Origin of the sequence: Nocardioides sp. T5, from assembly GCF_048161455.1 — a bacterium.
Classification (GTDB): Bacteria; Actinomycetota; Actinomycetes; order Propionibacteriales; family Nocardioidaceae; genus Nocardioides.
Window position 1 is genome coordinate 973,373 of sequence record NZ_CP182415.1, and the last position, 24,414, is coordinate 997,786.

General features: G+C 72.0%; 24 protein-coding genes and 1 pseudogene. 9 read left to right on the plus strand and 16 right to left on the minus strand.

Annotated features, from left to right (window positions below; all coding sequences use genetic code 11):
• Positions 1-15: 15 nt before the first annotated feature.
• Both ACNKF0_RS04665 and ACNKF0_RS04670 read right to left on the minus strand, forming a co-directional pair.
• Positions 16-843, minus strand: a complete 828-nt coding sequence (locus ACNKF0_RS04665; protein WP_416956174.1) for a glycerophosphodiester phosphodiesterase family protein — start codon at positions 841-843, stop codon at positions 16-18.
• A complete protein-coding gene (locus ACNKF0_RS04670) occupies positions 840-2,696 on the minus strand; it encodes an AMP-dependent synthetase/ligase (protein WP_416956176.1) in 1,857 nt (618 codons plus the stop codon). The genes ACNKF0_RS04665 and ACNKF0_RS04670 overlap by 4 nt, the downstream gene beginning before the upstream one ends.
• Positions 2,697-2,788: 92 nt before the next feature.
• Here ACNKF0_RS04670 and ACNKF0_RS04675 point away from each other — a divergent pair, with 92 nt between their 5' ends.
• Positions 2,789-3,325, plus strand: a complete 537-nt coding sequence (locus ACNKF0_RS04675) for a DUF2243 domain-containing protein (protein ID WP_416956178.1) — start codon at positions 2,789-2,791, stop codon at positions 3,323-3,325.
• On the opposite strand, the gene ACNKF0_RS04680 is transcribed toward ACNKF0_RS04675, so the two are convergent.
• Positions 3,285-3,794, minus strand: coding sequence for a metallophosphoesterase family protein (locus ACNKF0_RS04680; protein ID WP_416956180.1), 510 nt, complete (start codon positions 3,792-3,794; stop codon positions 3,285-3,287). The two genes, ACNKF0_RS04675 and ACNKF0_RS04680, sit on opposite strands and share 41 nt — an antisense overlap.
• Positions 3,795-3,847: 53 nt before the next feature.
• Here ACNKF0_RS04680 and ACNKF0_RS04685 point away from each other — a divergent pair, with 53 nt between their 5' ends.
• Positions 3,848-4,129 (plus strand): hypothetical protein, encoded by a 282-nt coding sequence (locus ACNKF0_RS04685; RefSeq protein WP_299922461.1) that lies wholly within the window; start codon positions 3,848-3,850, stop codon positions 4,127-4,129.
• Here the strand turns inward: ACNKF0_RS04685 and ACNKF0_RS04690 are convergent.
• Both ACNKF0_RS04690 and ACNKF0_RS04695 read right to left on the minus strand, forming a co-directional pair.
• Positions 4,089-4,511, minus strand: a complete 423-nt coding sequence (locus ACNKF0_RS04690; protein WP_416956182.1) for an HNH endonuclease — start codon at positions 4,509-4,511, stop codon at positions 4,089-4,091. The genes ACNKF0_RS04685 and ACNKF0_RS04690 overlap by 41 nt on opposite strands.
• Positions 4,512-4,515: 4 nt before the next feature.
• Positions 4,516-6,249, minus strand: a complete 1,734-nt coding sequence (locus tag ACNKF0_RS04695; RefSeq protein WP_416956184.1) for a helicase — start codon at positions 6,247-6,249, stop codon at positions 4,516-4,518.
• Between the two features lie 368 nt (positions 6,250-6,617).
• On the opposite strand from ACNKF0_RS04695, the gene ACNKF0_RS04700 reads away from it, so the two are divergent.
• From ACNKF0_RS04700 to ACNKF0_RS04715, 4 genes are read left to right on the plus strand one after another with little or no spacing between them, the layout of a single operon-like run.
• Positions 6,618-7,340: an ABC transporter permease gene (locus ACNKF0_RS04700; RefSeq protein WP_416956186.1), complete on the plus strand. Its 723-nt coding sequence runs from the start codon at positions 6,618-6,620 to the stop codon at positions 7,338-7,340.
• Positions 7,313-8,074, plus strand: a complete 762-nt coding sequence (locus tag ACNKF0_RS04705) for an ABC transporter ATP-binding protein (protein ID WP_416956188.1) — start codon at positions 7,313-7,315, stop codon at positions 8,072-8,074. Before ACNKF0_RS04700 ends, ACNKF0_RS04705 begins: the two co-directional genes overlap by 28 nt.
• A gap of 60 nt (positions 8,075-8,134) precedes the next feature.
• A complete protein-coding gene (locus ACNKF0_RS04710; RefSeq protein WP_416956190.1) occupies positions 8,135-9,148 on the plus strand; it encodes an ABC transporter substrate-binding protein in 1,014 nt (337 codons plus the stop codon).
• 5 nt (positions 9,149-9,153) lie between these two features.
• A complete protein-coding gene (locus ACNKF0_RS04715) occupies positions 9,154-11,478 on the plus strand; it encodes an arylsulfatase (protein ID WP_416956192.1) in 2,325 nt (774 codons plus the stop codon).
• Between the two features lie 51 nt (positions 11,479-11,529).
• Here ACNKF0_RS04715 and ACNKF0_RS04720 read toward each other — a convergent pair whose 3' ends face one another.
• The 3 genes and pseudogenes from ACNKF0_RS04720 to ACNKF0_RS04730 form a co-directional block, all read right to left on the minus strand.
• Positions 11,530-12,243, minus strand: coding sequence for a DUF222 domain-containing protein (locus tag ACNKF0_RS04720; RefSeq protein ID WP_416956194.1), 714 nt, complete (start codon positions 12,241-12,243; stop codon positions 11,530-11,532).
• A 134-nt stretch (positions 12,244-12,377) separates the two neighbouring features.
• Positions 12,378-12,737: pseudogene (locus ACNKF0_RS04725) on the minus strand (DUF222 domain-containing protein); the annotation flags it as partial.
• 251 nt (positions 12,738-12,988) lie between these two features.
• Positions 12,989-14,317: a hypothetical protein gene (locus ACNKF0_RS04730; protein WP_416956196.1), complete on the minus strand. Its 1,329-nt coding sequence runs from the start codon at positions 14,315-14,317 to the stop codon at positions 12,989-12,991.
• Positions 14,318-14,422: 105 nt separating this feature from the next.
• Between ACNKF0_RS04730 and ACNKF0_RS04735 the strand changes: the two genes are divergently transcribed.
• Positions 14,423-15,640, plus strand: coding sequence for an NAD(P)/FAD-dependent oxidoreductase (locus ACNKF0_RS04735; RefSeq protein ID WP_416956198.1), 1,218 nt, complete (start codon positions 14,423-14,425; stop codon positions 15,638-15,640).
• A complete protein-coding gene (locus ACNKF0_RS04740; protein ID WP_416956200.1) occupies positions 15,637-16,584 on the plus strand; it encodes an NAD(P)/FAD-dependent oxidoreductase in 948 nt (315 codons plus the stop codon). The genes ACNKF0_RS04735 and ACNKF0_RS04740 overlap by 4 nt, the downstream gene beginning before the upstream one ends.
• Here the strand turns inward: ACNKF0_RS04740 and ACNKF0_RS04745 are convergent.
• The 3 genes from ACNKF0_RS04745 to ACNKF0_RS04755 form a co-directional block, all read right to left on the minus strand.
• On the minus strand, positions 16,577-18,202 hold the full coding sequence (locus ACNKF0_RS04745; RefSeq protein WP_416956202.1) for a RecQ family ATP-dependent DNA helicase: 1,626 nt from the start codon (positions 18,200-18,202) through the stop codon (positions 16,577-16,579). The two genes, ACNKF0_RS04740 and ACNKF0_RS04745, sit on opposite strands and share 8 nt — an antisense overlap.
• Before the next feature lie 67 nt (positions 18,203-18,269).
• On the minus strand, positions 18,270-18,641 hold the full coding sequence (locus ACNKF0_RS04750) for a hypothetical protein (protein ID WP_416956205.1): 372 nt from the start codon (positions 18,639-18,641) through the stop codon (positions 18,270-18,272).
• A gap of 22 nt (positions 18,642-18,663) precedes the next feature.
• Positions 18,664-19,431: a DinB family protein gene (locus tag ACNKF0_RS04755; protein ID WP_416956207.1), complete on the minus strand. Its 768-nt coding sequence runs from the start codon at positions 19,429-19,431 to the stop codon at positions 18,664-18,666.
• A 56-nt stretch (positions 19,432-19,487) separates the two neighbouring features.
• On the opposite strand from ACNKF0_RS04755, the gene ACNKF0_RS04760 reads away from it, so the two are divergent.
• On the plus strand, positions 19,488-20,375 hold the full coding sequence (locus ACNKF0_RS04760) for an alpha/beta fold hydrolase (RefSeq protein ID WP_416956209.1): 888 nt from the start codon (positions 19,488-19,490) through the stop codon (positions 20,373-20,375).
• A gap of 12 nt (positions 20,376-20,387) precedes the next feature.
• On the opposite strand, the gene ACNKF0_RS04765 is transcribed toward ACNKF0_RS04760, so the two are convergent.
• The 5 genes from ACNKF0_RS04765 to ACNKF0_RS04785 are packed head-to-tail and all read right to left on the minus strand — an operon-like array spanning position 20,388 to position 24,412.
• Positions 20,388-20,603: an amphi-Trp domain-containing protein gene (locus ACNKF0_RS04765; RefSeq protein ID WP_416956211.1), complete on the minus strand. Its 216-nt coding sequence runs from the start codon at positions 20,601-20,603 to the stop codon at positions 20,388-20,390.
• A gap of 30 nt (positions 20,604-20,633) precedes the next feature.
• Positions 20,634-21,782, minus strand: coding sequence for an acyl-CoA dehydrogenase family protein (locus tag ACNKF0_RS04770; RefSeq protein ID WP_416956213.1), 1,149 nt, complete (start codon positions 21,780-21,782; stop codon positions 20,634-20,636).
• Complete coding sequence (locus ACNKF0_RS04775; protein ID WP_416956215.1) at positions 21,775-22,476, minus strand: hypothetical protein; 702 nt, start codon at positions 22,474-22,476, stop codon at positions 21,775-21,777. Before ACNKF0_RS04775 ends, ACNKF0_RS04770 begins: the two co-directional genes overlap by 8 nt.
• Positions 22,473-23,384, minus strand: coding sequence for an oxygenase MpaB family protein (locus tag ACNKF0_RS04780; protein WP_416956218.1), 912 nt, complete (start codon positions 23,382-23,384; stop codon positions 22,473-22,475). Before ACNKF0_RS04780 ends, ACNKF0_RS04775 begins: the two co-directional genes overlap by 4 nt.
• Positions 23,372-24,412, minus strand: a complete 1,041-nt coding sequence (locus ACNKF0_RS04785; RefSeq protein ID WP_416956220.1) for an LLM class F420-dependent oxidoreductase — start codon at positions 24,410-24,412, stop codon at positions 23,372-23,374. Before ACNKF0_RS04785 ends, ACNKF0_RS04780 begins: the two co-directional genes overlap by 13 nt.
• Positions 24,413-24,414: the final 2 nt, after the last annotated feature.

Genomic DNA, 24,414 nt, shown 5'->3' on the forward strand with positions numbered 1-24,414 from the left:
GGCCCAAGGGTTGCGTCAGCCGGGAAACGGGGCCGGCAGCTCGCGACCCTCGCTCGCCAGCACCTCGCGCAGCAGGTCGGGCCGGTTGGTGATCAGCCCGTCGACCCCCAGACCCACGAGGTGCCGCATGGTCGGTGGGTCGTCGACGACGTAGGGGACGACCGCGAGCCCGGCTGCGTGGGCGGCCTCGACGAGCGCCGCCGTCGTGAAGGGCGTGTAGCCCGGGTCGGCCACGCCGGAGCGGAAGGGCGACCCGTGGATCGGGGAGATCGCCGTGAAGCCCTGCTGCGCGGCGGTGGCGATGAAGTCGTCGGCGACGGGGAGCCCGTCGAACCACGGCGACGGGGCGCCCTCGGTGTCGCGGAGATACTTGGGGCTCACGAGCAGGTTCCGCGCGAGGCCCGGCTCGGCGTCGCCGACGCGTTCGAGCACGCCCCAGTCGAAGCACTGGATGCTGGTGCGGGGGACCAGGCCGTCGATCCGCAGCGCGTCGACGACCCGCTCGACGAAGGCCTCCCGGGTGGTCAGCCCGCTGGCGTCGAGGGCGTCGTACTTGATCTCCAGGTTGACCCGCACCGGGTCGGCCCCGCGCTCGTCGAGCAGCGCGGCGACCTGCCGCAGCAGCGGCATCGTCGGCGGGAGGTCGGACCGGGCGAGCTCGCGGATGCGCCTCGCGTCGGCGACGGTCGGGTCGTGGTGGACCACGACATCGTCCTCGGCGGTGAGGTGGACGTCGAGCTCGAGGGTGGTGACCCCCAGGGCGAGGGCGCGACCGAAGGCCTCGAGCGTGTTCTCGGGCCAGAGCCCGGCGCCACCGCGGTGGGATTGCAGGTCGAACGTCACGTGTAGAGCTTGTCCACCACGTCGGCGTACTTGGTCCGCACGACGCGGCGCTTGAGCTTGAGCGTCGGGGTGAGCTCCTCGGACTCGGCCGTCCACTCGTCAGGCAGCAGCTCCCAGGCCTTGACCTGCTCCGGCCGGGAGAGGCGCTCGTTGGCCTTGTCGACGGCGGCCTGCGCCATCGCCCGGATCTCGGGCTTCTGCGACAGGTCGGCGAGGTCGGTGAACTCGATGCCCATCTTCGCGGCCACGAGCGGGGCGATCTCCCCGTCGAGGGTGAGGATCGCGACGACGTAGGAGCGGTCGTCGCCGAGAGCCATCGCGTGGCCGACGATCGGCGACTCCTTGAGGTAGTTCTCGATGTTGGAGGGCGCGATGTTCTTGCCCGCGGAGGTGATGATCAGCTCCTTCTTGCGGTCGACGACCGAGTAGAAGCCGTCGTCGTCGACGGTGCCGATGTCGCCGGTGCGGATCCAGCCGTCCTCGTCGATGAGGTTGCGGGTCGCCCCCTCCTGCTTGTAGTAACCGGGGGTGTTGACCGGGCCGCGGCACAGGATCTCGCCGTCCTCGGCGAGCCGCACCTCGATGCCGGGGTTGGGTCGTCCGACCGTGCCCAGCTTGAACGCGCCGGGTCCGTTGGAGGTGAAGGCCCCGGTCGTCTCGGTCATGCCGTAGACGTCGTACACCTGCAGGCCGAGGCCGCCCATGAACTTCGCGACCTCCAGCGGCATCGGCGCCGCGGCGCTCGCGGCCCACGTCACCTGGTCGAGGCCGAGCAGCAGGCGGAGGAAGCCGAGGATCGCCTCGTCGGCCTTGGCGTAGGCCTCCTCGACCTCCGGCGTCATCTCGTTGCCGTACTCGTGGGCCTGGGTCCACGCGAGTCCGGCCGCCATCGCGTCGGTGACGAGCTTCTGGTTGGCGGGGTCGGGGTCCTCGGCGAGCTTGGCCGAGATGCCGGTCTTGATCTTCTCCCACACGCGCGGGACGCCGAAGAAGGCCGTGGGGTGCACCTCGCCGAGCGCGCCGAGCAGGCCGGCGGGGTCGGGGATCGCGTGCACGTGGCTGCCCAGGAAGGGGGGAGCGTACGTCGCCAGGATGCGCTCGGCGATGTGGGCGAGCGGGAGGTAGCTGATCGTGCGCTGCGGGCCGTGCAGGCCGCCGGCGTCGAGGGTCGAGACGGCCTCGTACATGACGTTGTGGTGGGTGAGCACGACGCCCTTGGGGTTGCCCGTCGTGCCGGAGGTGTAGAGGAAGGTCGCCGGGAGGTCGGGCGTGATCCGCTCCATCCGCTCGTCGACGCGTCCGGTGTCCTCACCGCGCGCGAGGAGGTCGTCCCAGGTCATCACCCGCGGGTCGTCGACGCGGTCGGTGTCGGCGAGCATCACGACGTGGCGGATCGAGTCGACCTCGTCGAGGGCCTTCTCCCACCGCTGGTAGCGGTCGTGGTCCTCGAGCACCACCACCACCGGGCGCGACTCACCGGCGATGAAGGCGACCTGGTCCTGGGCGAGCGTGTTGTAGATCGACATCGGCACCGCGGCTGCGGTCATGGCGCCGTAGTCGGCCAGCGTGTGGGCGGTGCGGTTGGCGGCCATGATCGCGACCGGGGCGCCGGGCTCCAGGCCGAGGTCGATCAGCGCGGCGGCCACGCGGCGGGTCAGCTCCCACGTCTCGCTCCAGGTGATGGTGGACCAGGTCTGGCCCTCCGGCACGTCGAACTTGTCGGAGAAGGCGGGCAGGTCGCCGTACTTCTCCGCAGCCTGCCGCACCGTGGCCGGCATGTGCAGCCCGAGGATGCGGGCCTCGTAGTCCTCGCGCACGGCCAGGACGTCGGGGGCGGTCTTGGTCGCGGTCATTCCGGCTCCTCGGGGTGGGTCGCTCGTGTGGCGGGGGTCACATCATGGAGCGCCGGGCGTGTGCTGGCTAGGGGCCATGGGTACCGGGTCCCATGTCGACCTCCGTGGGTGAGCCTCCGTCCGCTGCTGCCGGCCTGATGTACGGCGTCGGGCTGGGCGGCTTCGTCGACGGGATCGTGCTGCACCAGATCCTCCAGTGGCACCACATGGTGAGCGCCACCGCCGAGCACCCGGTCACGACCGTGGCCGGCCTCGAGGTGAACACGCTGGCCGATGGCTTCTTCCACCTCGTCACGTGGTTCGTGGTGGTGGGGGCGTCGATCGTCACCCTCGCCCAGTGGCGCCAGGGCCGGCTGCCGCCGAGCTGGCGGTTCCACGTCGGCGGGGTGCTCGTCGGGTGGGGCGGGTTCAACGTCGTCGAGGGACTCGTCGACCACCAGCTGCTCGGCGTGCACCACGTCCGCGACGACCTCGGCGGCCCGCTGGCGTGGGACCTGGGCTTCCTCGCGATCGGTGCTGCGCTCGTCGTGCTCGGCTGGGTGGTGATGCGGTCGGGCTCCCGCGCGCTCGAGGACCGCGGCTGGGCGCCTACCTCCGTGGCGGCAGCCGGTGCAGGACGACGTCGCTGAGCTCGCCGCCCGCGGCCGTCGCGGTCAGGTAGGTGCAGTGCGGCTGGCGTCGCCGGTCGGTGGGGGAGCCGGGGTTGAGCAGCCGCAACCCGGTCGCGGTGACGGTGTCCCACGGGATGTGGCTGTGGCCGAAGACCAGCACGTCGAGGTCGGGGTGCTCGGCGCTCATGCGCTCCTCGCGCCCCCTGGCCTGACCGGTCTCGTGGACGACGCCGAGGCGGACGCCCTCGACCTCGGTGCGCGCGACCTCGGGCAGCCGCTCGCGCAGCTCGCCGTGGTCGTTGTTGCCCCAGCAGGCGACCAGCCGGGCGGAGCGCGCCTCGAGCTCGTCGAGGAGTCCTACGTCGACCCAGTCGCCCGCGTGGACCACGACGTCGGCCTCCTCGACGGCCCGCCACACCTCGGCCGGCAGGTCGCGGGCGCGCTTGGGCACGTGGGTGTCCGCCAGGAGCAGGAGTCGGGTGGCCATCCGGTCAGTCAACCGGCTCCGGTCGGCTGCGCGCGAATGGGTACCGTCGACGCATGACCACCGATCAGTCCACCACCGACGACATGGTCGCCGAGTCCGCGCTCCAGCTGTGGTCGGCGGCCCAGACCGACTTCGACCCCTTCGAGGTCGACTCGTCCGAGTGGCCCGAGACGGCCGTGCCGATCCGCGACGCCGACATCGCCGTCGACACCCGCCTCGAGGTCGACGACGTGCGCGCCGCCCTCGAGCGGCTCGACGGGGTGAAGGTCGTGGTGGGCCGGGAGGCCGGGACGCTCAGCGTGCTCCGGATCGTCCCGGCGGACGCGCCGCTGTAGGCGCCTCCTCCGCGACCGCGTGCGGCGGCTCCGGCTGCCGCAGCTCGGCCTGCACCGTCGCGAGGCGGACGAGGAAGGCGCGCTCGTCGAGCCGCTTGCGCCGCAGCCAGCCGGTCACCTCGTCGTTGCACTTGCTCGCGTTGCACGACGCGCAGGCCGGCACGACGTTGAGCAGCGTGTAGCGACCACCGCGGGAGATCGGCAGTACGCAGTCCTTCTGCAACGACCCGCCCGTCGCGCCGCAGTAGGCGCACCCGCCCCATGCCTCCTGCAACGCCGTCCACTCGCTCGGGCTGAGGTCGTGCTCGACGCTCGCCATCCGCCGCTGGCGCTTCCGGGACGCCCGGGCGCGGCGGGTGCGGCGGGTGCGGGACGCTGGCATGGGCTCAGGCACCGTCCTCGGTCAGGGTGGTGACGGGCAGCCAGTCGGCCCCGAGGAGCTGGGCGAGGTCGGCGAGGCCGGTGGTGTCGCTGCCCACCGTGTCGGAGGCCGCGGCGATCCGCTCCACCATCACCTTGCCGACCTGCTCCTCGACGGTGCCTTCGGCATAGGCGATGTGCCACGGCGAGACCTGGTGGTCGCGGTGGGTGCGACCGGTCACCTGTCGTCCGGCGATGCCCGAGAAGCGGGCCTGGTGGAAGACGCCGACCCGCGGCTCCGTGCTCGCGCTGCGGCCGTCGGCGAGCGTCTCGCCGGCGTGCAGGCTGATCGAGGCGACCGTGGTGAACACGCAGACCTTCGCCTGCCCGGTCTGGAACCGGAGCCGCTCCGCCTCCGGCTCGAACCGGTCGCGGCCGTAGATCGTGGCGACCTCGATGCCGGAGTCACGCAGCCGGTCGGCGATCGGGTCGGCGGCGGTCGCGACGAACTCGACCGAGCACGCCACCTGTCGCTCCGCCTGGATCTGCTGGGCGATCCAGTCGACGGTCGAGTCGACGCGGATGAGGCCGGCCTTCTGCCGGAAGCGCAGCAGTGCAGCCCGTCCCTTGGCGACGTTGCGGCCGCGCCGGGCGATGTCCATCTCGCGACAGAACTCTCCCCACTCGGCCTCGTACGCCGATCGCTCGGCCGGCGTCAACGTGACGGGCATGCCGGAGATCGGCACCGGCCCCCACGGCGCGGCTCGGTGCAGCATCGCCGGGGGCCGCTCCTCGTCGAGCCAGCCGCGTACGAGCTTGAGGTCCGCCGCACGGCGCGCCGGATCGGCGGTCCACGTCGCGCCGTAGCGTCCCCGCTCCACCCCGACGCCGTGGCGCTCGAGGGCGGTGGCGAACGTGTCCGCCGGCTTCGTCGCCGAGGTCCACTCCCGCATCGACTCGCCGAGGACCTGCGCATACGCCGGAGCCAGGTACGGCAGCTCCAGCGGCGTGTGTCCGGGCGTCGCGGTGGTCGCGATGACGAACGGCGCCTGGTCGTGCGGCTTGCCGTGCCCGGAGATCCGCGCCCACAGCTTCCACCGCTTCGTCGTCGTACGCCGCAGGGCGTGGGCCTCGTCGGCGATGATCACGTCCCAGGTGTGGTCCGTGACCTTCTCCAGGCGGTCCCACGTGATCACGACCCACTCCAGGCCGCCGTGCCCCAGGGCGGTGATCGTGCGGCACCAGTGGCCGATCGTGATCGCGGCGGGCCGGTCGGCGACGACGAGCACCCGCTGCGCACCGCGGAGGTCACCGACCGCCGTCGCTCCGAGCACTGCGGAGATCGTCTTGCCCACGCCCGGCTCGTCGGCGAGCAGGAACTGCCGCCCGCCCGCCGCGGCCCGCGCGGCGATCGCATCGGCTGCCTCGAACTGGATCCTCCGGGGCTCGAGCGCGTCGGTCGGCTCGGGGTCGGGCGTCGGGTGGTCGGGGTTGAGGGTGTTCTCGACGAACCGCCCCAGCGTGTAGGGCCCGGGAGAGTAGGGCGCGAGGTGCGCCGGCAGGGTGCGCCCGACGTGGAGATGGGTCTTGACGGCCGGGTGCCAGCTGGCGCCTTCGACCTGGGTCCCGTAGGGCACGTCGAGCACCCACAGCCGCTCGCCCGGACCGGCGACCGGCAACGGCCGCTGGTGCTGTCGCGCGCCGCTCCGGCGCGAGGACGCGCTGCGTCGGCGTGCGCCGGATCGTCGAGAGCTGGCCACCACCGGACGGTATCGGGGTCTCGGACGCGAACTGGTGCGGCTCGCCCACGTCCGCAGGGCGCCGAGGCGCGATCACCGGGGATGACGGGGGCAGGTCGGTTGCCCGGCACCGATTCGCTCGTCCGGCACATGCCGTTCCGAGCGCCTGCGACACACCGTGTCCGAGGTACGAGCAATCACCCCCTCTGTCGACAGCTTCATCTACTATCTTGACCATGTCAGTAGAGATAAATGTGAATGAGGCCCCGCCGCCCACGGCGGACGGTTCCCTGAGGCCGGGCATCGATGACCGCCTCGCAACCCCGGTGCAGTCGAGGCGGGCCCGTCGACAGGTCCCGCACGGCATCGGTCGACTGCTGGGACCGGTCATGCTGGTCCTGCTCTGGTTCGCCGCAACCAGTGCGGGCTGGGTCGACGCGCGAACCCTGGCCTCGCCCGGCGCGGTCCTCGACGCAGGTCAGCGTCTGTGGGAGTCGGGCCAGCTCCAGGACAACCTGCTCGTCTCCCTGCAGCGGGCCGTGACCGGTCTGGCGATCGGCGTGACCGTCGGCGTCATGCTCGCCCTGGTCGCCGGGCTGACCCGCATCGGTGAGTTCATGCTCGATGCCAACCTGCAGATGCTGCGCTCGATGCCGATCCTCGCGCTCGTCCCGCTGGCCATCGTGTGGTTCGGCATCGGCGAGGAGGTCAAGATCCTGCTGGTCTCGCTGGCCGTCATGTTCCCGATCTACCTCAACACCCACGCCGCCGTGAGGGGCGTGGACAGCCGCTTCGTCGATCTGGCGGCGACCGTCGGCCTCGGTCGCCTGGCTCTGGTGCGACGGGTGATCCTCCCCGGAGCGCTGCCCGGCTTCTTCACGGGCCTCCGATTCTCCGTGGCCATCGCCTGGCTCGTGCTGGTGGTCAGCGAGCAGATCAACGCGTCCTCAGGCATCGGCTACCTGATGACGCAGGCCCGCAACATCGGACAGACCGACGTCATCATGGTCGGGCTCGTGGTCTACGCGCTCCTCGGCCTCACCTCGGACACCCTCGTCCGGCTCCTCGAGAGGAAGGCGCTGACATGGCAGTCGACTCTGCAGTCTCGCTGAACGACGCCGCCCCGGCGTACGCATCGCACGGGGCGCTCGCGGTGAGTGCCCGTGGGCTCTCCCGCGCCTTCGACGGCCGCGGCATCCTGCACGGCATCGACCTGGAGATCCGGCAGGGGGAGTTCGTCGTGCTCCTCGGCCGATCGGGCTCCGGCAAGAGCACCCTGCTGCGGAGCCTTGCCCGCCTCGACCCGCAGTTCGACGGCGAGCTGCGGGTCCCAGAGCGGCCGTCGGTCGCCTTCCAGGACTCTCGCCTGCTGCCATGGAGCAGGGTGATCGACAACGTCACGCTCGGCCTGAGCGACCAGGACGCGCGGCGACGGGCCGCGCAGCTGCTGGCCGAGGTTGGCCTCGCCGACCGGGCACGGGCGTGGCCGAAGACGCTGTCGGGCGGGGAGGCTCAGCGCGCCGCTCTGGCGCGGGCCCTGGTTCGTCAGCCCGAGCTGCTGCTCATGGACGAGCCGTTCGGCGCTCTCGACGCGCTGACCCGGATCAAGATGCACCGGCTCCTGCGCACGCTGTGCGACCGCTACCGACCCGGTGTCCTGCTGGTGACCCACGACGTGGACGAGGCCGTCCTGCTCGGCGACCGCATCCTCGTCCTCACCGACGGGCGCGTCTCGCTCGACCTCTCCGTCGACCTCCCGGCCTCTGGCCGGCGCCACACCCCGGAGTTCACCGAGCTCCGCACCTGCCTGCTCACCGAGCTCGGGGTCGAGGACGACGACCAGTAGTCATCCAGACCGGCCCGACACCCATCACCCCATCACCACCTCATCCTCAGAAGGACTCTCATGCACACAACGCTCCTGCGCGCCCGAAACCTGGTCGCTGCCACGCTCGCCGGCGCCCTGCTGCTCGGCACGTCCGCCTGCTCGGACGACGCCTCGGCAGGAGAGTCATCGGGCGGAGACGACCGCACGCTGCGCGTCGGCCAGCTCGGTGCCAGCAAGGTCAACGAGGCACTGCTCGCCGCCGCGGGCGAGGACCAGGACCTCGACTACACCGTCGAGTACAGCCTGTTCCCGACTGGCGGTGGCGGCTTCATGGAGGCCGTTCCCAGCGGCTCCGTCGATGTCGCCCTGATGGCCGACACGCCGCCCATCTTCGGGCAGGTCGCCGGCGTCGAGACCAAGGTCGTCGGGGTCCAGACCTCGGTGGTGGAGGGGGCCTCCACCGTGCAGATCTTCGCCGGCAAGGACTCCGGCATCGAGTCCGCCGCCGACCTCAAGGGCAAGAAGGTCGCCCTCACCGAGGGCACGATCCTGCAGTACACCGTCCTCAAGGCGCTCGAGGAGGAGGGGCTGTCCTACAAGGACATCACACCCGTGAACCTCCCACCGGCTGATGCGATCACCGCCTACCAGGGCGGCGACGTGGACGCCGTCGCAGCCCTCGGGCCGCAGCTCGCGCAGCTGACCGCGGCGGGCGATGTGGTCGTCGCCGACGGTGTCGGCACCACGACCGGTCACCAGTACGCCGTTGCCACCTCGGCCGCCCTCGCGGACGACCAGAAGGTCGACGACATCACGGACTACCTCCAGCGCGTCGGCCGCGCCCAGGAGTGGGCGGCGGAGAACAAGGACGCGTGGACCGAGAAGTACGCCGAGGTCACTGGCCTCCCGGTCGACATCGCCGAGATCCTGGTCGAGCGTGAGTCCTACGCGTGGCTGCCGATCGACGACGGCGTCATCGAGGCCCAGCAGGAGCAGGCCGACGCCTACACCGACCTTGGCCTGATCCAGACCGAGCTCGACGTGACACAGGAGTTCGACGACCAGCTCAACAACGCACTGGCGGGGGAGTGAACGGCATGCCGCACGAATCCATCACCGTCGGGATCTCCCCGCACGCGCGGGGCTACGAAGGCTTCCCCGGGACGGTCGGCCGCACGGTTCGCGACTCGACCCGCGCCTGGCCGCGGGAGCGACGCGCCCCGGAAGGGGCACCGAACATCGTGGTCGTCCTCCTCGACGACATGGGCTACAGCGACATCGGCCCCTTCGGCTCCGAGATCCCCACGCCCAACCTCGACCGCATCGCCGGTCGCGGGCTGAGCCTGTCGAACTACCACACGACCCCGGTGTGCTCACCGGCCCGTGCGGCGATGCTGACCGGCCTCAACCCGCACCGCGCCGGCTTTGCCAGCGTGGCGAACTCCGACCCGGGGTTCCCCAACATGCGCGTGGAGATCGACGAGGACGTCGCCACCCTGCCGGAGGTCCTGCGATCGCAGGGGTATGCGACGTTCGGGATCGGCAAGTGGCACCTCACGCGCGACGCTCTGATGAACGACGGCGCGCCCAAGCACACCTGGCCGTTGCAGCGCGGCTTCGACCGCTACTACGGAACGTTGGAGGGTTGCAACAGCTTCTTCCACCCCAACCGCCTGGTGCGGGACAACACCCCGCTGGACGTCGCGGAGCTGCCGGACGACTACTACCTGACCGACGACCTGACCGATCAGGCCGTCTCGATGATCAAGGGCCTGCGCGCCAACGACTCCCGCAAGCCCTTCTTCCTCTACTTCGCCCACCACGCCATGCATGGCCCGTTGGGCGCGAAGCCCGAGGACATCGAGCGGTTCCGCGGACAGTACGACGAGGGCTGGGACGTCATCCGTGAGCGCCGCCACGCCCGCCAGGTCGAGCTGGGCATCATCGGCCCCGACGTGCCGCTTCCGCCCCGCAACGCCGAGCCCGGCTTCGACGTCCCGGAATGGGACTCGCTGTCAGCAGAGGAGCGCGACCTCTATGCCCGCTACATGGAGGTCTACGCCGCCATGGTCCACAGCGTCGACGAGAGCCTCGGGCGCATCCTCGACACCGTCGAGGCCATGGGCGAGCTCGACAACACCATCGTCGTCTTCACCTCCGACAACGGCGGCACCGCCGAAGGTGGGGCCGAGGGAACGCGCAGCTACTTCAGCCGCTTCGTGCACATCCCGGGCATCCCGAAGGACTGGGAGGCCGACGTCGCCCGCGACCTGGACCTCATCGGTGGACCACGCACGATGGTCCACTACCCGCGTGGTTGGGGCATGGCGTCCAACACCCCCTTCCGGTTCTACAAGGGCCAGACCTTCGCCGGCGGTGTGCGGGTGCCGTTCCTGATCAGCTGGCCCGACGGCATCGCCGCCGGCGGTGTGCGGGACCAGTACCAGTACGTCACCGACGTGCTCCCGTCCCTGCTCGACCTCGCAGGCCTGCAGCACCCCGGCGAGCGCAATGGGCTGCCCACCAAGAGCATCGACGGGTTCAGCTTCAGACCGCTGACCGAGTCGGCCGCCGCGCCCAGCACGCACACCGAGCAGTACGCCGAGTTCGGCGGGAACCGCGGCTTCTACCGCGACGGCTGGAAGATCGTCACCAACCACGCGCGCGGCACCCCATTCGATGACGGGGAGTGGGAGCTCTACGACGTGCGCAGCGACCCCAACGAGCTGCACAACCTTGCGGACGACGAGCCGCGCCTGCTCAAGGAACTCGCCGAGGCGTGGGAGGACGCGGCCTGGCGCAACACCGTGTTCCCGCTAGGCGCATCCATGCTCCCCGGTCGCCGGCCGGCCGAGGAGGAGCTCGCCCGGCCCGTACGCATCCTTCCCGGAACCCCGAAGCTCGAGCGCTACCGGTCCAGCAGGCTCACCTCGCTGCGCTCATTCGCCGTCGAGATCGAGCTCGAGCACGGCGAGGGTGACGAAGGTGTGCTGGTGGCCCACGGGGACCAGGGTGGTGGCTACTCGGTCTATGTGGAGGGCGGGCGGGTCCTCGTGGCCTACAACGAGTACGGCCGCATGCGCGCGATCGACGGCGGTGAGCTCGCGCCAGGTGCACGACGTGTCGAGCTCCGCATCGACTGGCGTCCCGACTTCCGCGTCGACGTGCGCCTTCTGGTGGACGAGGCCGAAGCCGGCTCGCTCTGCGGAGCCTGGATGCTCGTCGGCATGGCCCCCTTCAGCGGCATCGACGTCGGACTGAACCGCGGCGGCCCCGTCCACTGGGAGGTCTACGAGCGACACGGCAGCTTCCCCTACTCCGGCACACTCCACCACGCCACATGGACACCCGGCGAGGTCGCCGACTACGACCCGGCCCAGGTGTTCCGGGCCGAGATCGAGACCGCCGCCTTCTACGACTGAGGGATCGGGCCCTCGGTCAGTCACCCAGCCGCTGGCCGGTCTGTGCCCGGCCTATCTGCGTCGGTGGAAGCGGTGGTCGCCGTTGGGTAGGCATTCGGTGCGGTAGGCGGGGTCGTGGATCCGGTGATGGTGGTGGTGGCAGAGCAGGACGCCGTTGTCGAGGTCGGTGGGTCCGCCGGGTCGCCAGGGGTCGAGGTGGTGGGCCTCGCACCAGGTGCCGGGGGTGTCGCAGCCTTCGGCGCGACAGGTCTTGTCGCGGATGAGGAGTGCCTTGCGTTGGGCGGGGGTGAAGAGGCGGCGGGTGCGGCCGAGGTCGAGGGGGAGGCTGTCGCCGCCGAGGACGGCGGGCAGGATCTTGGCGGTGCAGGCCAGGCGTCGGGCCTGCGCAGCGGTGATGGCGTCACCGCTGACCTCGTCTCCCGGGACGAGGCCGGCGCCGATCAGGTCGGCGGTGGCGAGGTCGGCCTTCAGCGACTCGAGGTCGATGGTGACGACGAGGGTGGTGGCGTCCCCGCCGTGGACGGGCAGCCGGGTGGGGTCGAGGGTCTCGAGGAGCTGGACGAACGCCTGGCCCATCCGCTTGGGGTAGGCGAGTCGGGCGACCGGGTCGCCCGCTGTCGCGTGAGGGTCGCGCGTCCCGCGGGCTTCGCGGTCCCGCTCGACTCGGGGGTTGGTGAAGGCTTCGAGGATGGTCGCGAGGCGGGTCGCGGCGGCATCGGGGACGCGGGAGGAGACGCGGGTGGTGCCGTCACCGAGCCGGCGCATCGTGAGGCGGGTCTTCTCGGCGGCGTGGGCTTCGAGGTCGGCCAGCCGGGCGGCCTCAGCGGCTTCGGCGAGGTGGGGGCGATGACGTCGAGGATGCGGCGCCCGATGCGGGCGAGCTCCTTCGGACCGAACTCGCCTGCAAGGTCGACGAGGTGCTTCTCTGCCAGTGCGACGGTCTCGGCGTCCACGGCCGCGGGCAGCGCACCGAGTGCTCGCTCGATCACCCGGGCCTGCGCCAGCGATGCCGCGCCGTCGCGCATCGCCGCCGCCAGGGCGGGCCGGTCGCGGTCCAGGGCCTGGGCCAGACGGAGGTCGGCGCGGGCGTCGGCGTACGAGGCGCGGGTGTGCTGCGCCAGCCAGCCGGCAGCATCACGGGCGGCGGTCGCTCCAGCCAGATCACCGGCGTCGGACAGCAGCCGCAGCCGCAGCTCGGCCAGCTGCGCCTCCGCAGCCGCGAGCTCGACCAACGCGCTCGCCTTCTCACCCGTCGTCATGAACGTCGGGTTCGCGTCGGCGACGCCTTTGAGCGACGCGCGGACGTCGCAGGCCGCGGCGATGATCGGGTGAGGTGTCACGGGCGGTCTCCTTCGACGACGGTTCCACGCCGCGCGCAATCGCGGCAGGTCAACGGGTCGTCACCAGGACGCCAACTGGGCCGAGGCCCTCGTAGCACACTCCCATCCAGGAGTTCACGGACAGTCTAATTGTGGTAGACACTATTCGCAAGTGTGTTCGCACAGAGGAACTAGCGTTGTGTGACGTCCCGACGACCGGGCGTGACCTGCGACCAGGTGCGGCCGTCCTTCGAGATCGCGATCGTCCGCATCCCGGTGCGCGCCACGATCAGTCCGCCCGAGAAGCGGATGCCCACCGCCCAGAAGGGTCCGAACAGCTTCGGAGCCTTCGGCAGCAGCTCCGGCGTCGAGTCGCCGGAGGCAAGTCGCCAGACGCGGCCGGGGCGGTTGCAGGTGAGCTGGTCGCAGTAGTGGTCTGAGCCCTCCACCTCGGCGAGCAGCAGCGCGCCGTCCGACGCGAATGCCATGCCGCCGAAGCGAAGTCGGTCCCAGGGCAGCCGGACCCGACGGAAGTCCTCCTCGTCGTCGGTCCACCACAGCTCCCACATGTACAGCGGTAGGTCCTCCCACGCGTGCGACATCGCGAGGGCCTGCCGGCGACCGGGGCCGACAGCGTGTGTGACGGCGTCGGCGGTCCGCTTGCGCCCGAGGGGCAGGCGCACGTCGGTCCGTTCCCACGATCGCCCCGCGTTTGTGGAGGTCTCGAAGCGCCACACCCCGCCGCCGACGCGGCGGTGGTCAAGAACGTTCATCAGTGTGTCGCCCCGGCCGGGAAGGTGCTGGCGCACGTAGCCGGAGGGGGACAGTGGCGCGGTGGTCGGGAAGATCTCCGCGGCGTCGACGTCCGCAGCCCACAGTCCAGCAGGTAGTTCGGTCATCAAGCCGAACAGGCTGTCGACGCCCGCCCCGAGGACCTCGTGATCGGTCTCCAGCGTCCGGGGCGCAGCGACCCGCAACGGCTTGGTCTGGCCGTCCGGGTAGAGGACGAAGGGCGGATAGGAGCGGCGGGGGAACTGGTCCTGAGCCTTGATGGCGACCGCGCCCTTGCCGAGCGGCAGGTAGTCGACGAGGTCGGCGAGGTCCCAGCTGATGCGGATGCGCGCGGAGTGGGCCCAGTTGTCATCGGTGGTCGCAATGATCGATCCCAGGTCGACGCGCGCGATTCGGGCGTCGAGGAAGTGGGCGACGGCGTCGGTGGGCGACGTGTAGTCCACGTCCCGCAGCTCGAACCCCGGACTGACCCGGTCGACGACCTCGACCTTCTCGAGGAAACCGTTCAGCTTGTCGAGCCGGTGCGGAGACATCGGCCTGGGCGGGCTGTCGCTCGACGAGTCCGAAGCAGTCGACCGAGGAGAAGTTGGAGGACTGGACGAACCGGCACTCGGCGCCCGCGTCCCATCACTGCAACCGCTGAGGAGGGCTGCCAGCAGCAGCGCCACGAGCAGGCGCGTTCCGCCCCGCCGCGGTCTCCGCGTGTCCGAGACGTCGTACGTGCTCATGTCCTCAGGATGCGAGCTCGAGAGACGATGCGCACGGGACGGCAGTCCCGACTCCATCGGGACGGATGGGCGGCGCGCGTTGGCGGCCTCACCTAGGGTCACCGCATGAGAGCCGACGTGGTGGTCGTGGGCGCCGGGCTGGCCGGCCTGCGGTGCGCCCAGGTGCTGACCGACGCTGGACGGGACGTGGTGGTCCTCGAGGCCTCCGACGGGGTTGGCGGGCGCATCCGCACCGACCGGGTCGACGGGTTCCTCGTCGATCGCGGCTTCCAGCTGCTCAACCCCGCCTACCCGGCCGTACGCCGCTGGGTCGACGTCGACGCCCTCGGCCTGCAGCCGTTCGGCGCCGGCGTCGCGGCACGCACCGAGACGGGCCTGGACCTGCTGGGGCACCCGCTCCGCAACCCGGCGCTGGTCCCCGCGTCGCTCCGCACCGCGGCACGGCGACCGCGGGAGGTCACCGCCCTCGCGCGCTGGGCGGCCCCGCTGCTGAGACCGCGTCCCGGGCGCGAGCTGGTCGACGTGCTCGAGGCACGCGCCGACGTCGACCGGCGTACGGCGCTGGACGGGGCCGGCGTGGACGGGCTGCTGCGACGCGTCGTCGACCGCTTCTTCGCCGGCGTGCTGCTCGAGGACGACGGCAGCACCGCCGACCGCTTCGCCCTGCTGCTCACCTGGATGTTCGTCCGCGGGGTACCGGCCCTGCCGAGGGACGGCATGCAGGCCCTCCCCGCGCAGCTCGCGGGGAGGCTCGGTGACCGGGTGCGGCTCGGGAGCCCGGTGCGTCGCGTCAGCGGTACGTCGGTCGAGACCGACGACGGCACGTGGACCGCCGACCACGTCGTCGTCGCCACCGGTGCGCCGGAGGCGGCCGAGCTGACCGGTGTGCCCGTGCCGGCGACCAAGGGCGTCGTCACCGTGTGGTGGTCGGCCCCCACGGCGCCCGACACCGACCTGCTCCACGTCGACGCGCGGCGGACGGCCGCCGGGCCGCTGGTCAACGCCGCCGTCGTCTCGCGCGCCGCACCGTCGTACGCCCCACCGGGACGGCACCTCGTCCAGGGCTCGGCCCTGCTGCGGGACGGCCACGACGCCGACGCCATGCGGCGCCACGCAGGCGACCTGCTCGGTGTCGACGCGGCCGGGTGGGAGGTCGTCGCCCGCCACGAGGTGCCGCACGCCCTCCCGGCGCAGCCGACGCCGTTCACCGTGGCCCGTCCGGTGCGTCACGGCGACCTCGTCGTCTGCGGCGACCACCGCGACACCGGCTCGATCCAGGGCGCGCTCGTCAGCGGCCAGCGTGCGGCGGAGTCCCTGCTGTGAGCGGGCGACGGGTGGTCGTCGTCGGTGCGGGCCTCGCGGGCGTGGCGTGCGCCCGTGAGCTCCGCGCGGCGGGTGTCGACACCATGGTCGTCGACCGGGGTCACGTGCCCGGCGGCCGGATGGCTGCCCGCACCCTGTGGGAGCGCCGGGTCGACCTGGGCGCGTCCTACCTCACCGTGAGCGATCCCGGGTTTGCTGCCGTCGTCGACGACTGGGCTGCCCGCGGCCTCGCCCACGAGTGGACCGACACGTTCACCGCCCTGGGCGACGGGGAGGCGGACAGCAAGCCCGGCCCCGTGCGATGGGGCGCGCCCCACGGCCTGCGGTCGCTGGTCGAGGACCTGGCCGCCGGCCTGGGCGTCGAGCGCCGCGAGGTCGGGGCACTGGACGAGCTCGAGGCAGACGCGGTGGTGCTCGCCATGCCCGACCCCCAGGCCCGGCGGCTGGTGGGCGACCACCACCCCGTCGCGGACGTCCTCGACCGGGAGTGGGAGCCGGTCCTCGCCGTCGCCGCGCGGTGGTCCGCCCGCACGTGGGACCCGGTGAGCCCGACAGGCCGGTTCGACGGCGCCTTCGTCAACGGCGACCCCGACGTCGGCTGGATCGCCGACGACGGCCGGCGCCGCGGCGACGACGCACCCGTGCTGGTCGCCCACACCACGCCCGAGCTGGCCGCACGCCACCTCGACGACCCGGCCGGGGCAGCGCCCGCCGCGGTGCAGGCAGTCCGGCGACTGCTCGACGTCGGCGAGCCCGAGGACGTCCACGTCCACCGCTGGACCTTCGCCCGCCCGACAGGTCGACGCGAGGAGCCCTACGCCCTCGTCGAGGGCGACCGCCCGGTCGGGGTGTGCGGCGACGGGTGGGGCGCAGCGCCGAAGGTCGAGACCGCCTGGCTGTCCGGCGTACGCCTGGGGCGGGCGCTGGCGGCACGGCTCACGTGACCTCGAGCAGTCCCCGCTCCTCGACCAGGTCCAGCGCCAGGGTGCGGTAGCCCTCGTCCTCGAACAGCACCGTGATGCGGTCCTCCTCGACGTCGGTGACCGTGCCGACGCCGAACTCCGCGTGTCGAACGGTGCTCTGGACGGCGTACGGCACGCCGGGATCGGTGGTCTCGTCGGGCGCGAGGCCGGCCGCGCAGTTGTCGCAGATCCCGCACCGGTCGCGGACCTCGGCGCCGAAGTACCCGAGCATGAAGGCGCTGCGGCACCGCTCGGTCTCGGCGTAGGCCCGCATCATCTCCACCCGCGACCCCTCCAGCTTGCGCTGCGCCTCGGCCCTCTCCACGACGGCGTCGACCACGGTCGCGAGGCCGGCGTCGTCGGGCAGCCCCGCGGTCTCGCGCGCGAGCCGCACCAAGTTGACGAGACGACCGGCCTTCCGAGGCCCGAAGTCGAGGTGCTCACCCAGCTCGCGGGGGTCGTCGCTGCCCGTCGCCTCCATCGCACGGAGCACAGCGCGTACGTCACCGCGCCTGGGCACCGCGGTGGTGAAGAAGCGTCCCAGCGCGAGGTCCTCGGCCCGGTAGGCCAGCACCGCCGTCGCCGTGGCCCGGTCGCGACCGGCCCGCCCGACCTCCTGCCAGTAGGTGTCGGGCGACTCGGGGACGTCGGCGTGGACGACGAACCTGATGTCGGGCTTGTCGACGCCCATCCCGAAGGCCGATGTCGCAGCGACCAAGGGGAGCTCGCCCCTCATGAAGGACGCGTGCACCTCGTCGCGTCGCCGCTGCGAGAGGCCCGCGTGGTAGGCGGCGGCGTCATGTCCTCGCTGGAGGAGTGCCTCGGCCACGGACTCCGCGCCCTTGCGGGTGCGGCAGTAGACGACACCGCTGCCGCGGTCGTGGGACAGCTCGTCGACGATCGCCAGCACCCGGTCGTGCTGCTCGTCGGCGTCGGAGAACCGCTCCACGGTGAGGGCGATGTTGTCGCGCTCGAAGCCGGTGAGCACGATCAGGGCGTCGCGGAGGGCGAGCCGGTCCGCGATGTCCTGCTGGGTGGGCAGCGCGGCGGTCGCGGTCATCGCGATGACCCGGGGCGAGCCGAGCTGCTCGACCAGCTCGCCGAGCCGGAGGTAGTCGGGACGGAAGTCGTGGCCCCACGACGACACGCAGTGCGCCTCGTCGACGGCGACGAGGGTCGGCTCGAGGGCCGCGACCTCCGCCAGGACGTCGGGGTTGGCCAGCTGCTCGGGGGAGAGGAGGAGGAAGCGCAGGTCGCCGTCGCGCGCGGCGGCCAGGATCCGGTCGCGCTCCTCGGCCGACTCCGCGGAGCTCAGCCGCGCAGCGGTGAGGCCGGCCTGCTCCAGTGAGGCCACCTGGTCCTGCTGGAGCGCCAGGAGAGGGGAGACGACGACCGTACAGCCGTCGAGCAGCATCCCGGCGAGCTGGTAGGCCAAGGACTTGCCCGCTCCGGTGGGGGCGACGAGCAGCACGTCTCGTCCGTCGAGGAGCGCCTGCACGGCCTCCTCCTGCCCGGGCAGGAGCTCTCGGTGCCCGAACCAGCGCTCGGCGGCCTCGTGCACCCGCGCGGACCGGGTGGATCGGGGGGCAAGGGTCGTCACGGGGCAGGAGTACCCCCGTCGCGCACCGCCTATGAGCGGCCGCGCGCCCGGCACGAGGAGCGGTGCGTCACCTCGGTCGGAAGCCGGAGCACATCACGCGGAGGTGCTCGATGACGTCCGTCCCCCGGTAGTAGGCCTGCTGCTCGGCGACGTAGGAACCGCCCGGCGTGGCGAGGTCGAAGCGGTAGCTGACATGCGAGGTGTCGGCGACGTCGTCGCGCTCGTAGACGTCCACGACCCGCTCGATCTCGTCAGCCGGCTCGAACCACGACCCGAACACCGTCTCCACGACCGCGTCGGGCCCGGTGCCCTCCCACGTCCGGCCGGGCGTCAGTCCGCGGAAGTCGACGTCGTCGGCCAGCACGGCGCGCAGGCCCGCCTCGTCCTTCGCGGCGATGGCGCGGGCCAGGCGCACGCCCAGGGTCTCGGTGTCGCTCACAGGCCCAGTGTGCGGCAGCCAGTCACCGCGAGGCCAGCACCGCGAGGTCGCGCTCGGCGTACAGCCGGTGCTCCCACTCCTCGTTGAGCACCACCCGCAGGCAGTCGGCGACGGTGAGGGACTCGGCGTCGCGGAGGAACGCGGTCGCCGAGGTGACGGGCCGCCCGAGCCCGTCGTCGGTGAGGTTCGCGAGCACCTCGGCCACCGTGGCCCGGCGCTGCGCCCGCACGACGAGCACCTCGTCCAGGGAGGGGCGTACGTCGCGGTCCCACGGCACGCCGTCGAAGGCCGGTGCCTCGTCCCACGGCAGGTCGAGCGGGTGCCACGGCGTCGGGTCGGCGAGCACGACACCGCCGACCCAGCAGGCGTGCGCGAACCCGAGGTGGCGCAGCGTCTCGACGAAGGACCACTCGCCGTCGACCCGCTCGTGCAACAACGCGGGCGGCAGCCCCCGAGCCCGGTCGACGGTCCCGGTCCACAGTCGGTCGAGGGTGACGAAGGCTGCGCGGAATCCGTCGGCGTCGGTGGGACGCATCAGGGAGCGCTCGGGCATCCTCCGGTCGAGCTCCGCCTCGACGAGGGGGACCACGTCGACGCCGTTGACGACCAGCCGGCCCAGCTCGCCGTGGATCTCGAGGTCCGGCGCCTCGACGCCGGTCATCCGCACCCCGTCGAGGTACGCCGCGCGCACACGCACGCGGCTCAGGTCGACGTCGTGCAGCTGAGCGTCGGAGAGGTCGACCCGGCGGAACGTCGAGCCGCTGAGGTCCTGCTCGGTGAAGTCGGTCATGGACGCGAGGCTAGGAGGCGTTGCGGACGATCCGCGACCGGTTCGATGATGGCGCCATGACCGATGCACCCCGCACGCCCGGCACCGTCGCGGTTCCCGGCGCCCTCCTGTCCTTCGACGTCGTCGGCGACCTCGCCGACGCCACGCCCGAGTCCCCGCCACTCGTGCTGGCGGGCTCGCCGATGGACAGCACCGGCTTCGGCAGCCTCGCGTCGAGGCTCGACGGCCGCGTGCTCGTGCTGACCGACCCGCGCAACGTGGGCCGGAGCACGCGCGAGGACGACACCGCAGCAGTCACGCCCGAGCAGCACGCCGAGGACCTGCACGCCCTCGTCCAGGCGCCCGGCGTCGGCCCGGTGGACCTGTTCGCCTCGTCCGGTGCCGCGGTCAACGCGCTCTTCCTCGTCGCGGCGCACCCCGACGACGTACGCATCCTGGTGGCCCACGAGCCCCCGATGGCCCCGCTCCTGCCCGACGGCGCTGCCATCGGCAGGGCGTGCGACGAGCTGGTGGCGGCGTACGACACTGCCGGCATCGGCCCCGGAATGGCGCGCTTCATCAGCCTGGTGATGCACCGCGGTGAGTGGACGGGCGACGAACCCGTCCCGGACCCGGCGGTGTTCGGCCTGCCGGCCGAGGACGACGGCTCGCGCAACGACGGCCTCATGGCCAACATGCGGGGCGAGGGGTGCACCCGCGTCCCCGACCTCGAGGCCGTCCGTGCCGCTCCCACCCGCGTGGTGATCGGAGTGGGGGAGGAGTCGGGCGGACCCGAGGACGGCGAGATCGCCGGACGGGCCGGTCACGCCGTCGCGCGTGAGCTGGGCGTCGAGCCGGTCGTCTTCCCCGGCGGGCACAACGGCTTCCTCGGCGGCGAGTACGGCCAGACGGGCAAGCCGGACGAGTTCGCCGCCCGGCTGCGCGAGGTGCTGGCGGCCGGATGAGCTACCGGCGTGCTACCAGGTGAGCTCGATCTCGACCTCGTTGTCGTCGCCGAGCTCGACCTCGACCTTGAGCCGCACCTCGTCGGGCACGGCCACCGTGACGCGGCCGCCCTCCCGGGTGAACTCGACGGAGTTGTGCTTGGCGAGCGAGTCGGCGAGGGCACGCAGCCGGGCAGCGGCCTCCTCGCGGGTCATGGTTTGCGTCTCGTCCATCTCGAAGAGGTCCATGCCCCGAACCTAACGACTGCGGCCGACGATCTACAGCCCCAGCATCCGCCCGATGATCTCCTTCTGGATCTCGGTCGTGCCGCCGTAGATCGTCTGGATGCGCGAGTCGGTGTAGGCCTTGGAGATCGGGTACTCGTCCATGTAGCCGTAGCCGCCGTGCAGCTGCACGCCGGCGTCGACGACCCGCTTCTGCAGCTCGGTGGTCCACCACTTCGCCATCGACGCCAGCGCGGTGTCGACCTCCCCGGCGTTGAGCCGCAGCACGCAGTCGTTGATGAACACCCGCGCGATGTGGGCCTCGGTGGCCATCTCGGCGAGCACGAAGCGGTTGTGCTGGAACTTCCCGATCGGCCTGCCGAAGGCCTCGCGCTCCTTGGCGTAGGCCAGGCACAGGTCCAGCACGTGCTCGATCGCGGCGACGGCGATGCAGCCGATCGAGATGCGTTCCTGCGGCAGGTTCTCCATCAGCGAGACGAAGCCGGAGCCCTCGGCGCCGAGGAGGTTCTCCTTCGGCACCCGTACGTCGGTGAAGGACAGCTCGGCGGTGTCCTGGGCGTGCAGGCCCATCTTGGCGAGGTTGCGGCCGCGCTCGAAGCCCTCCATGCCACGCTCGACGACGAGCAGCGAGATGCCCTGGTGGCCGGCATCGGGATCGGTGCGGCAGACCACGACGACCAGGTCGGACAGGATGCCGTTGGAGATGAAGGTCTTGGAGCCGTTGAGGACGTAGTGGTCGCCCGCGTCGACGGCCGTGGTGCGGATGCCCTGGAGGTCGGAGCCCGCACCCGGCTCGGTCATCGCGATGGCGGTGACGAGGTCGCCGGAGACGCAGCCCGGCAGCCAGCGCTGCTTCTGCTCCTCGGTGCCCAGCGAGGAGATGTAGGGGACGATGATGTCGGTGTGGACGGCGAAGCCCGGGCCCGACGCCCCCGCCCGCGCCGACTCCTCGGCGAGCACCATGTTGTAGCGGAAGTCCTTGATGCCCGGTCCGCCGTAGGCCTCGTCGACGTCGAAGCACAGCAGCCCCCGCTCGCCGGCCTTGCGCCACACCTCGCGGTCGACGACACCTGCCTCCTCCCAGGCGGCGTGGTGCGGCGCGACCTCCTTGTCGAAGAAGGCGCGTGCGACGGCGCGGAAGTCTTCGTGCTCCTGCTCGAGGATGCTGGGGCGGTCAGGCATGGTGGTGTCCTCCGGTGGTGGGACGAGCGCGGGCCACTGCCCGCGCCGCGACGTAGGCGGGCTCGCGCAGCGCCGTGACGAAGGCGTACTGCTCGAGCCCCGCAAGGGGGTGGGTGATCGGGTCGAACCGGTCTGCAATGTCCGCCTCGACCCACGCCATGTCGATGCGGCCGACGGGCTGCCAGCTGCCGGTGCCGAGGGCGAGGTCGAGCGAGTAGGTCGCGGGGGGCAGGCCACCGCGCGGCTCCGACTCCGGGCTCAGGCGGAAGGTCACCGCGCGGCCGCCGGCCCGGGCGGGCAGGAGCGTGGTCAGCCGCCCGAAGCGCCCTCGTCCCCGCAGGGTCAGCACGTAGCGGTTCCACCTCCGCCCACCGGTGCTGGCGAAGAGCAGGTCGGCGTCACCGCCGTCGGGCCCGGCACCATCGAGCCGGAGCGCCAGCCCTTCGATGTCGGGCCATTGCTGTGGGAGGCCCATCGACCGCGACCACCGCGCCCGGCACTGTCGGGTGCCGGCCCCGGCCAACGCCTCGATGCCGAGGGCCGGCGCAGGATCGGTCACGGTGAGCCGGCCCGTCCCCTGGCGGCCGACCGGATGCAGGGCCTTGTCGCGCCTGAGCAGGCCGGTGACGGCGGCGGCCGCCGCGAGGATGGCACCGGGCAGCGCACCGGCGATGAGCTGGGGGCGGTCGGTCATGGTGCCCCGTACCCGGGTGCGGCCCCGGGTACCCGGTTGAGCTCGTCGAGCATGGACAGCGGGCCGAGGTCCTCGAGCCGGTGGCCGTGGGGGTAGGTTGTCGGGCGGTGGACGTACGCCGTCCGGCGCGGGGGAGCGAACCGCAGCAGCCGGCCGCGCCCCCGCAGGCCTGCACGCACCGCGCGGACTAACCAGCGCGGCTGGCGCGGCAGACCGAGGGCCTCGCGCAGCGGCTCGTCCATCACCGCGATGGTGACCCGGCGCATCAGTGGGCGGAGCGGGGGAGGGGCGATCTCCTTCGCGACCCGGATCGATGCCTCCGCCAACCGCGTCGCCGCCGGGGTGTGGGCGAAGTACCGACGCTCGTGGTCGACGAGCAGCGCCAGGTAGCCGTCGTACGTCGTCGGCAGGCCCTTGATCCCCATCAGCTCGCCGAAGCGCGTGGTCACCCTGGTGATCGCGGCGAGCTCGATCGGGTCGAGGCGGCGCCAGCCGTAGGCATCGATCCAGCGGACCGGCCCGACGATGGTCGTGGCGAGGACGTAGGCCAGCTCGCGGTCGGGGATGTCGTAGTGGCCGTGGATGCGGTTGAGCCGGCGCAGCGCGGCGTGCGAGCGCGGCGAGTCGATGCCGTCGAGGGTGGCCTCGTCGCCGATGAGGATGGTGTCGTCGTAGCGCTTGGTGCCGTGGTCCTCGAACTCGCGGGTGCGGTCGAGGAGGGCGGCGATCGACGGGATGCCGTAGTCGCGCATGAACGCGATGCCGGTGCCCTGCGAGTAGTCCCATGGGAACTCGAAGCGGGCGGTCAGGCGCAGGATCTCGTCGTGGTCGACCTCCGGGTCCAGGGACCGGATCCGACGGAGGTTGGCGAAGCGGCCCGGCGCGTGGCCGAGGCTCAGGACACCCATTCCTTCACCTGCGCGACGGTGGCTGCGGGGTCCTCGGAGACGGGCGTGATGTTGAGGTCGGTGACGCCGGCCTCGCGGAAGGCGGCGATGCGTTCCTTCACGTACGACGCCGGGCCGACGAGGTTGGCCGCCTCGAGCCACTCGGTCGGGACGAGGGCCTCGGCCTGTCGTTTCTTGCCGGCGAGGTAGAGGTCCTGGATCTCCTCGGCCTCCTTCTCGTAGCCGTAGGCGCGGGCGACGTCGTTGTAGAAGTTCTTGCCCTTCGCGCCCATCCCGCCGACGTAGAGCGCGAAGACCGGGCGCGCGAAGTCGAGGAGCGACGTGGTGTCGGGGCCTTCCCCGATCGCGACCATGCCTCCCGCCATCACCTGGAGCGGGCCGAGGCCGTCGAGCCGCTTGGCGGTGCCGGCGGCGAGGGCGTCGCCCCAGACCACGTGCGCCTTCTCGGGGTGGAACAGGTGGGGGATCCAGCCGTCGGCGATCTCGGCGGTCTGCGCGACGTTCTTCGGGCCCAGCGCGGCGATCCAGATCGGGATGGTGTCGCGCTCGGGCTTCGTCAGCAGCTTGATCGGCTTGCCGAGGCCGGTGACCGCGCCGTGCTCCTTGTCGAGCGGCAGGTGGAACTCGCCGTCGGCGGACAGCGGCTCCCGCTTGAGACCGCGCCGGATGATGTCGACGACCTCGGCCGTGCGCGCCATCGGCTTGCGGTAGGGCACGCCATGGAAGCCCTCGATGACCTGCGGCCCGCTGACGCCGAGGCCGAGGATCGCACGCCCCTGGCTGACGTTGTCGAGCCCGGCCGCGGTCTGGAGCAGGGCGCCCGGCGTGCGGGAGTAGATGTTGAGGATGCCGGAGCCGATCTGCACGGTCTCGGTCCGGGCGGCCAGGTAGCCCATCAGCGTGGGCGCGTCGAAGCCGTAGGCCTCCGCGACCCACACGCTGTCGAGCCCCGCCCGCTCCAGCGCGACCACCTCGTCGGCGGCCTTGCGCGGGTTGCCGTCGTACATCAGCAAGGTGGCGAGACGCATGC

Bases quoted from the DNA above. Each gene is read 5' to 3' on its own strand.
- ACNKF0_RS04670 (WP_416956176.1), bottom strand. From the start codon at position 2,696: ATGACCGCGACCAAGACCGCCCCCGACGTCCTGGCCGTGCGCGAGGAC.
- ACNKF0_RS04675 (WP_416956178.1), top strand. From the start codon at position 2,789: ATGTCGACCTCCGTGGGTGAGCCTCCGTCCGCTGCTGCCGGCCTGATG.
- ACNKF0_RS04680 (WP_416956180.1), bottom strand. From the start codon at position 3,794: ATGGCCACCCGACTCCTGCTCCTGGCGGACACCCACGTGCCCAAGCGC.
- ACNKF0_RS04685 (WP_299922461.1), top strand. From the start codon at position 3,848: ATGACCACCGATCAGTCCACCACCGACGACATGGTCGCCGAGTCCGCG.
- ACNKF0_RS04690 (WP_416956182.1), bottom strand. From the start codon at position 4,511: ATGCCAGCGTCCCGCACCCGCCGCACCCGCCGCGCCCGGGCGTCCCGG.
- ACNKF0_RS04700 (WP_416956186.1), top strand. From the start codon at position 6,618: ATGCTGGTCCTGCTCTGGTTCGCCGCAACCAGTGCGGGCTGGGTCGAC.
- ACNKF0_RS04705 (WP_416956188.1), top strand. From the start codon at position 7,313: ATGGCAGTCGACTCTGCAGTCTCGCTGAACGACGCCGCCCCGGCGTAC.
- ACNKF0_RS04710 (WP_416956190.1), top strand. From the start codon at position 8,135: ATGCACACAACGCTCCTGCGCGCCCGAAACCTGGTCGCTGCCACGCTC.
- ACNKF0_RS04715 (WP_416956192.1), top strand. From the start codon at position 9,154: ATGCCGCACGAATCCATCACCGTCGGGATCTCCCCGCACGCGCGGGGC.
- ACNKF0_RS04720 (WP_416956194.1), bottom strand. From the start codon at position 12,243: ATGCGCCGGCTCGGTGACGGCACCACCCGCGTCTCCTCCCGCGTCCCC.
- ACNKF0_RS04730 (WP_416956196.1), bottom strand. From the start codon at position 14,317: ATGAGCACGTACGACGTCTCGGACACGCGGAGACCGCGGCGGGGCGGA.
- ACNKF0_RS04735 (WP_416956198.1), top strand. From the start codon at position 14,423: ATGAGAGCCGACGTGGTGGTCGTGGGCGCCGGGCTGGCCGGCCTGCGG.
- ACNKF0_RS04755 (WP_416956207.1), bottom strand. From the start codon at position 19,431: ATGACCGACTTCACCGAGCAGGACCTCAGCGGCTCGACGTTCCGCCGG.
- ACNKF0_RS04760 (WP_416956209.1), top strand. From the start codon at position 19,488: ATGACCGATGCACCCCGCACGCCCGGCACCGTCGCGGTTCCCGGCGCC.
- ACNKF0_RS04765 (WP_416956211.1), bottom strand. From the start codon at position 20,603: ATGGACCTCTTCGAGATGGACGAGACGCAAACCATGACCCGCGAGGAG.
- ACNKF0_RS04770 (WP_416956213.1), bottom strand. From the start codon at position 21,782: ATGCCTGACCGCCCCAGCATCCTCGAGCAGGAGCACGAAGACTTCCGC.
- ACNKF0_RS04775 (WP_416956215.1), bottom strand. From the start codon at position 22,476: ATGACCGACCGCCCCCAGCTCATCGCCGGTGCGCTGCCCGGTGCCATC.
- ACNKF0_RS04780 (WP_416956218.1), bottom strand. From the start codon at position 23,384: ATGGGTGTCCTGAGCCTCGGCCACGCGCCGGGCCGCTTCGCCAACCTC.
- ACNKF0_RS04785 (WP_416956220.1), bottom strand. From the start codon at position 24,412: ATGCGTCTCGCCACCTTGCTGATGTACGACGGCAACCCGCGCAAGGCC.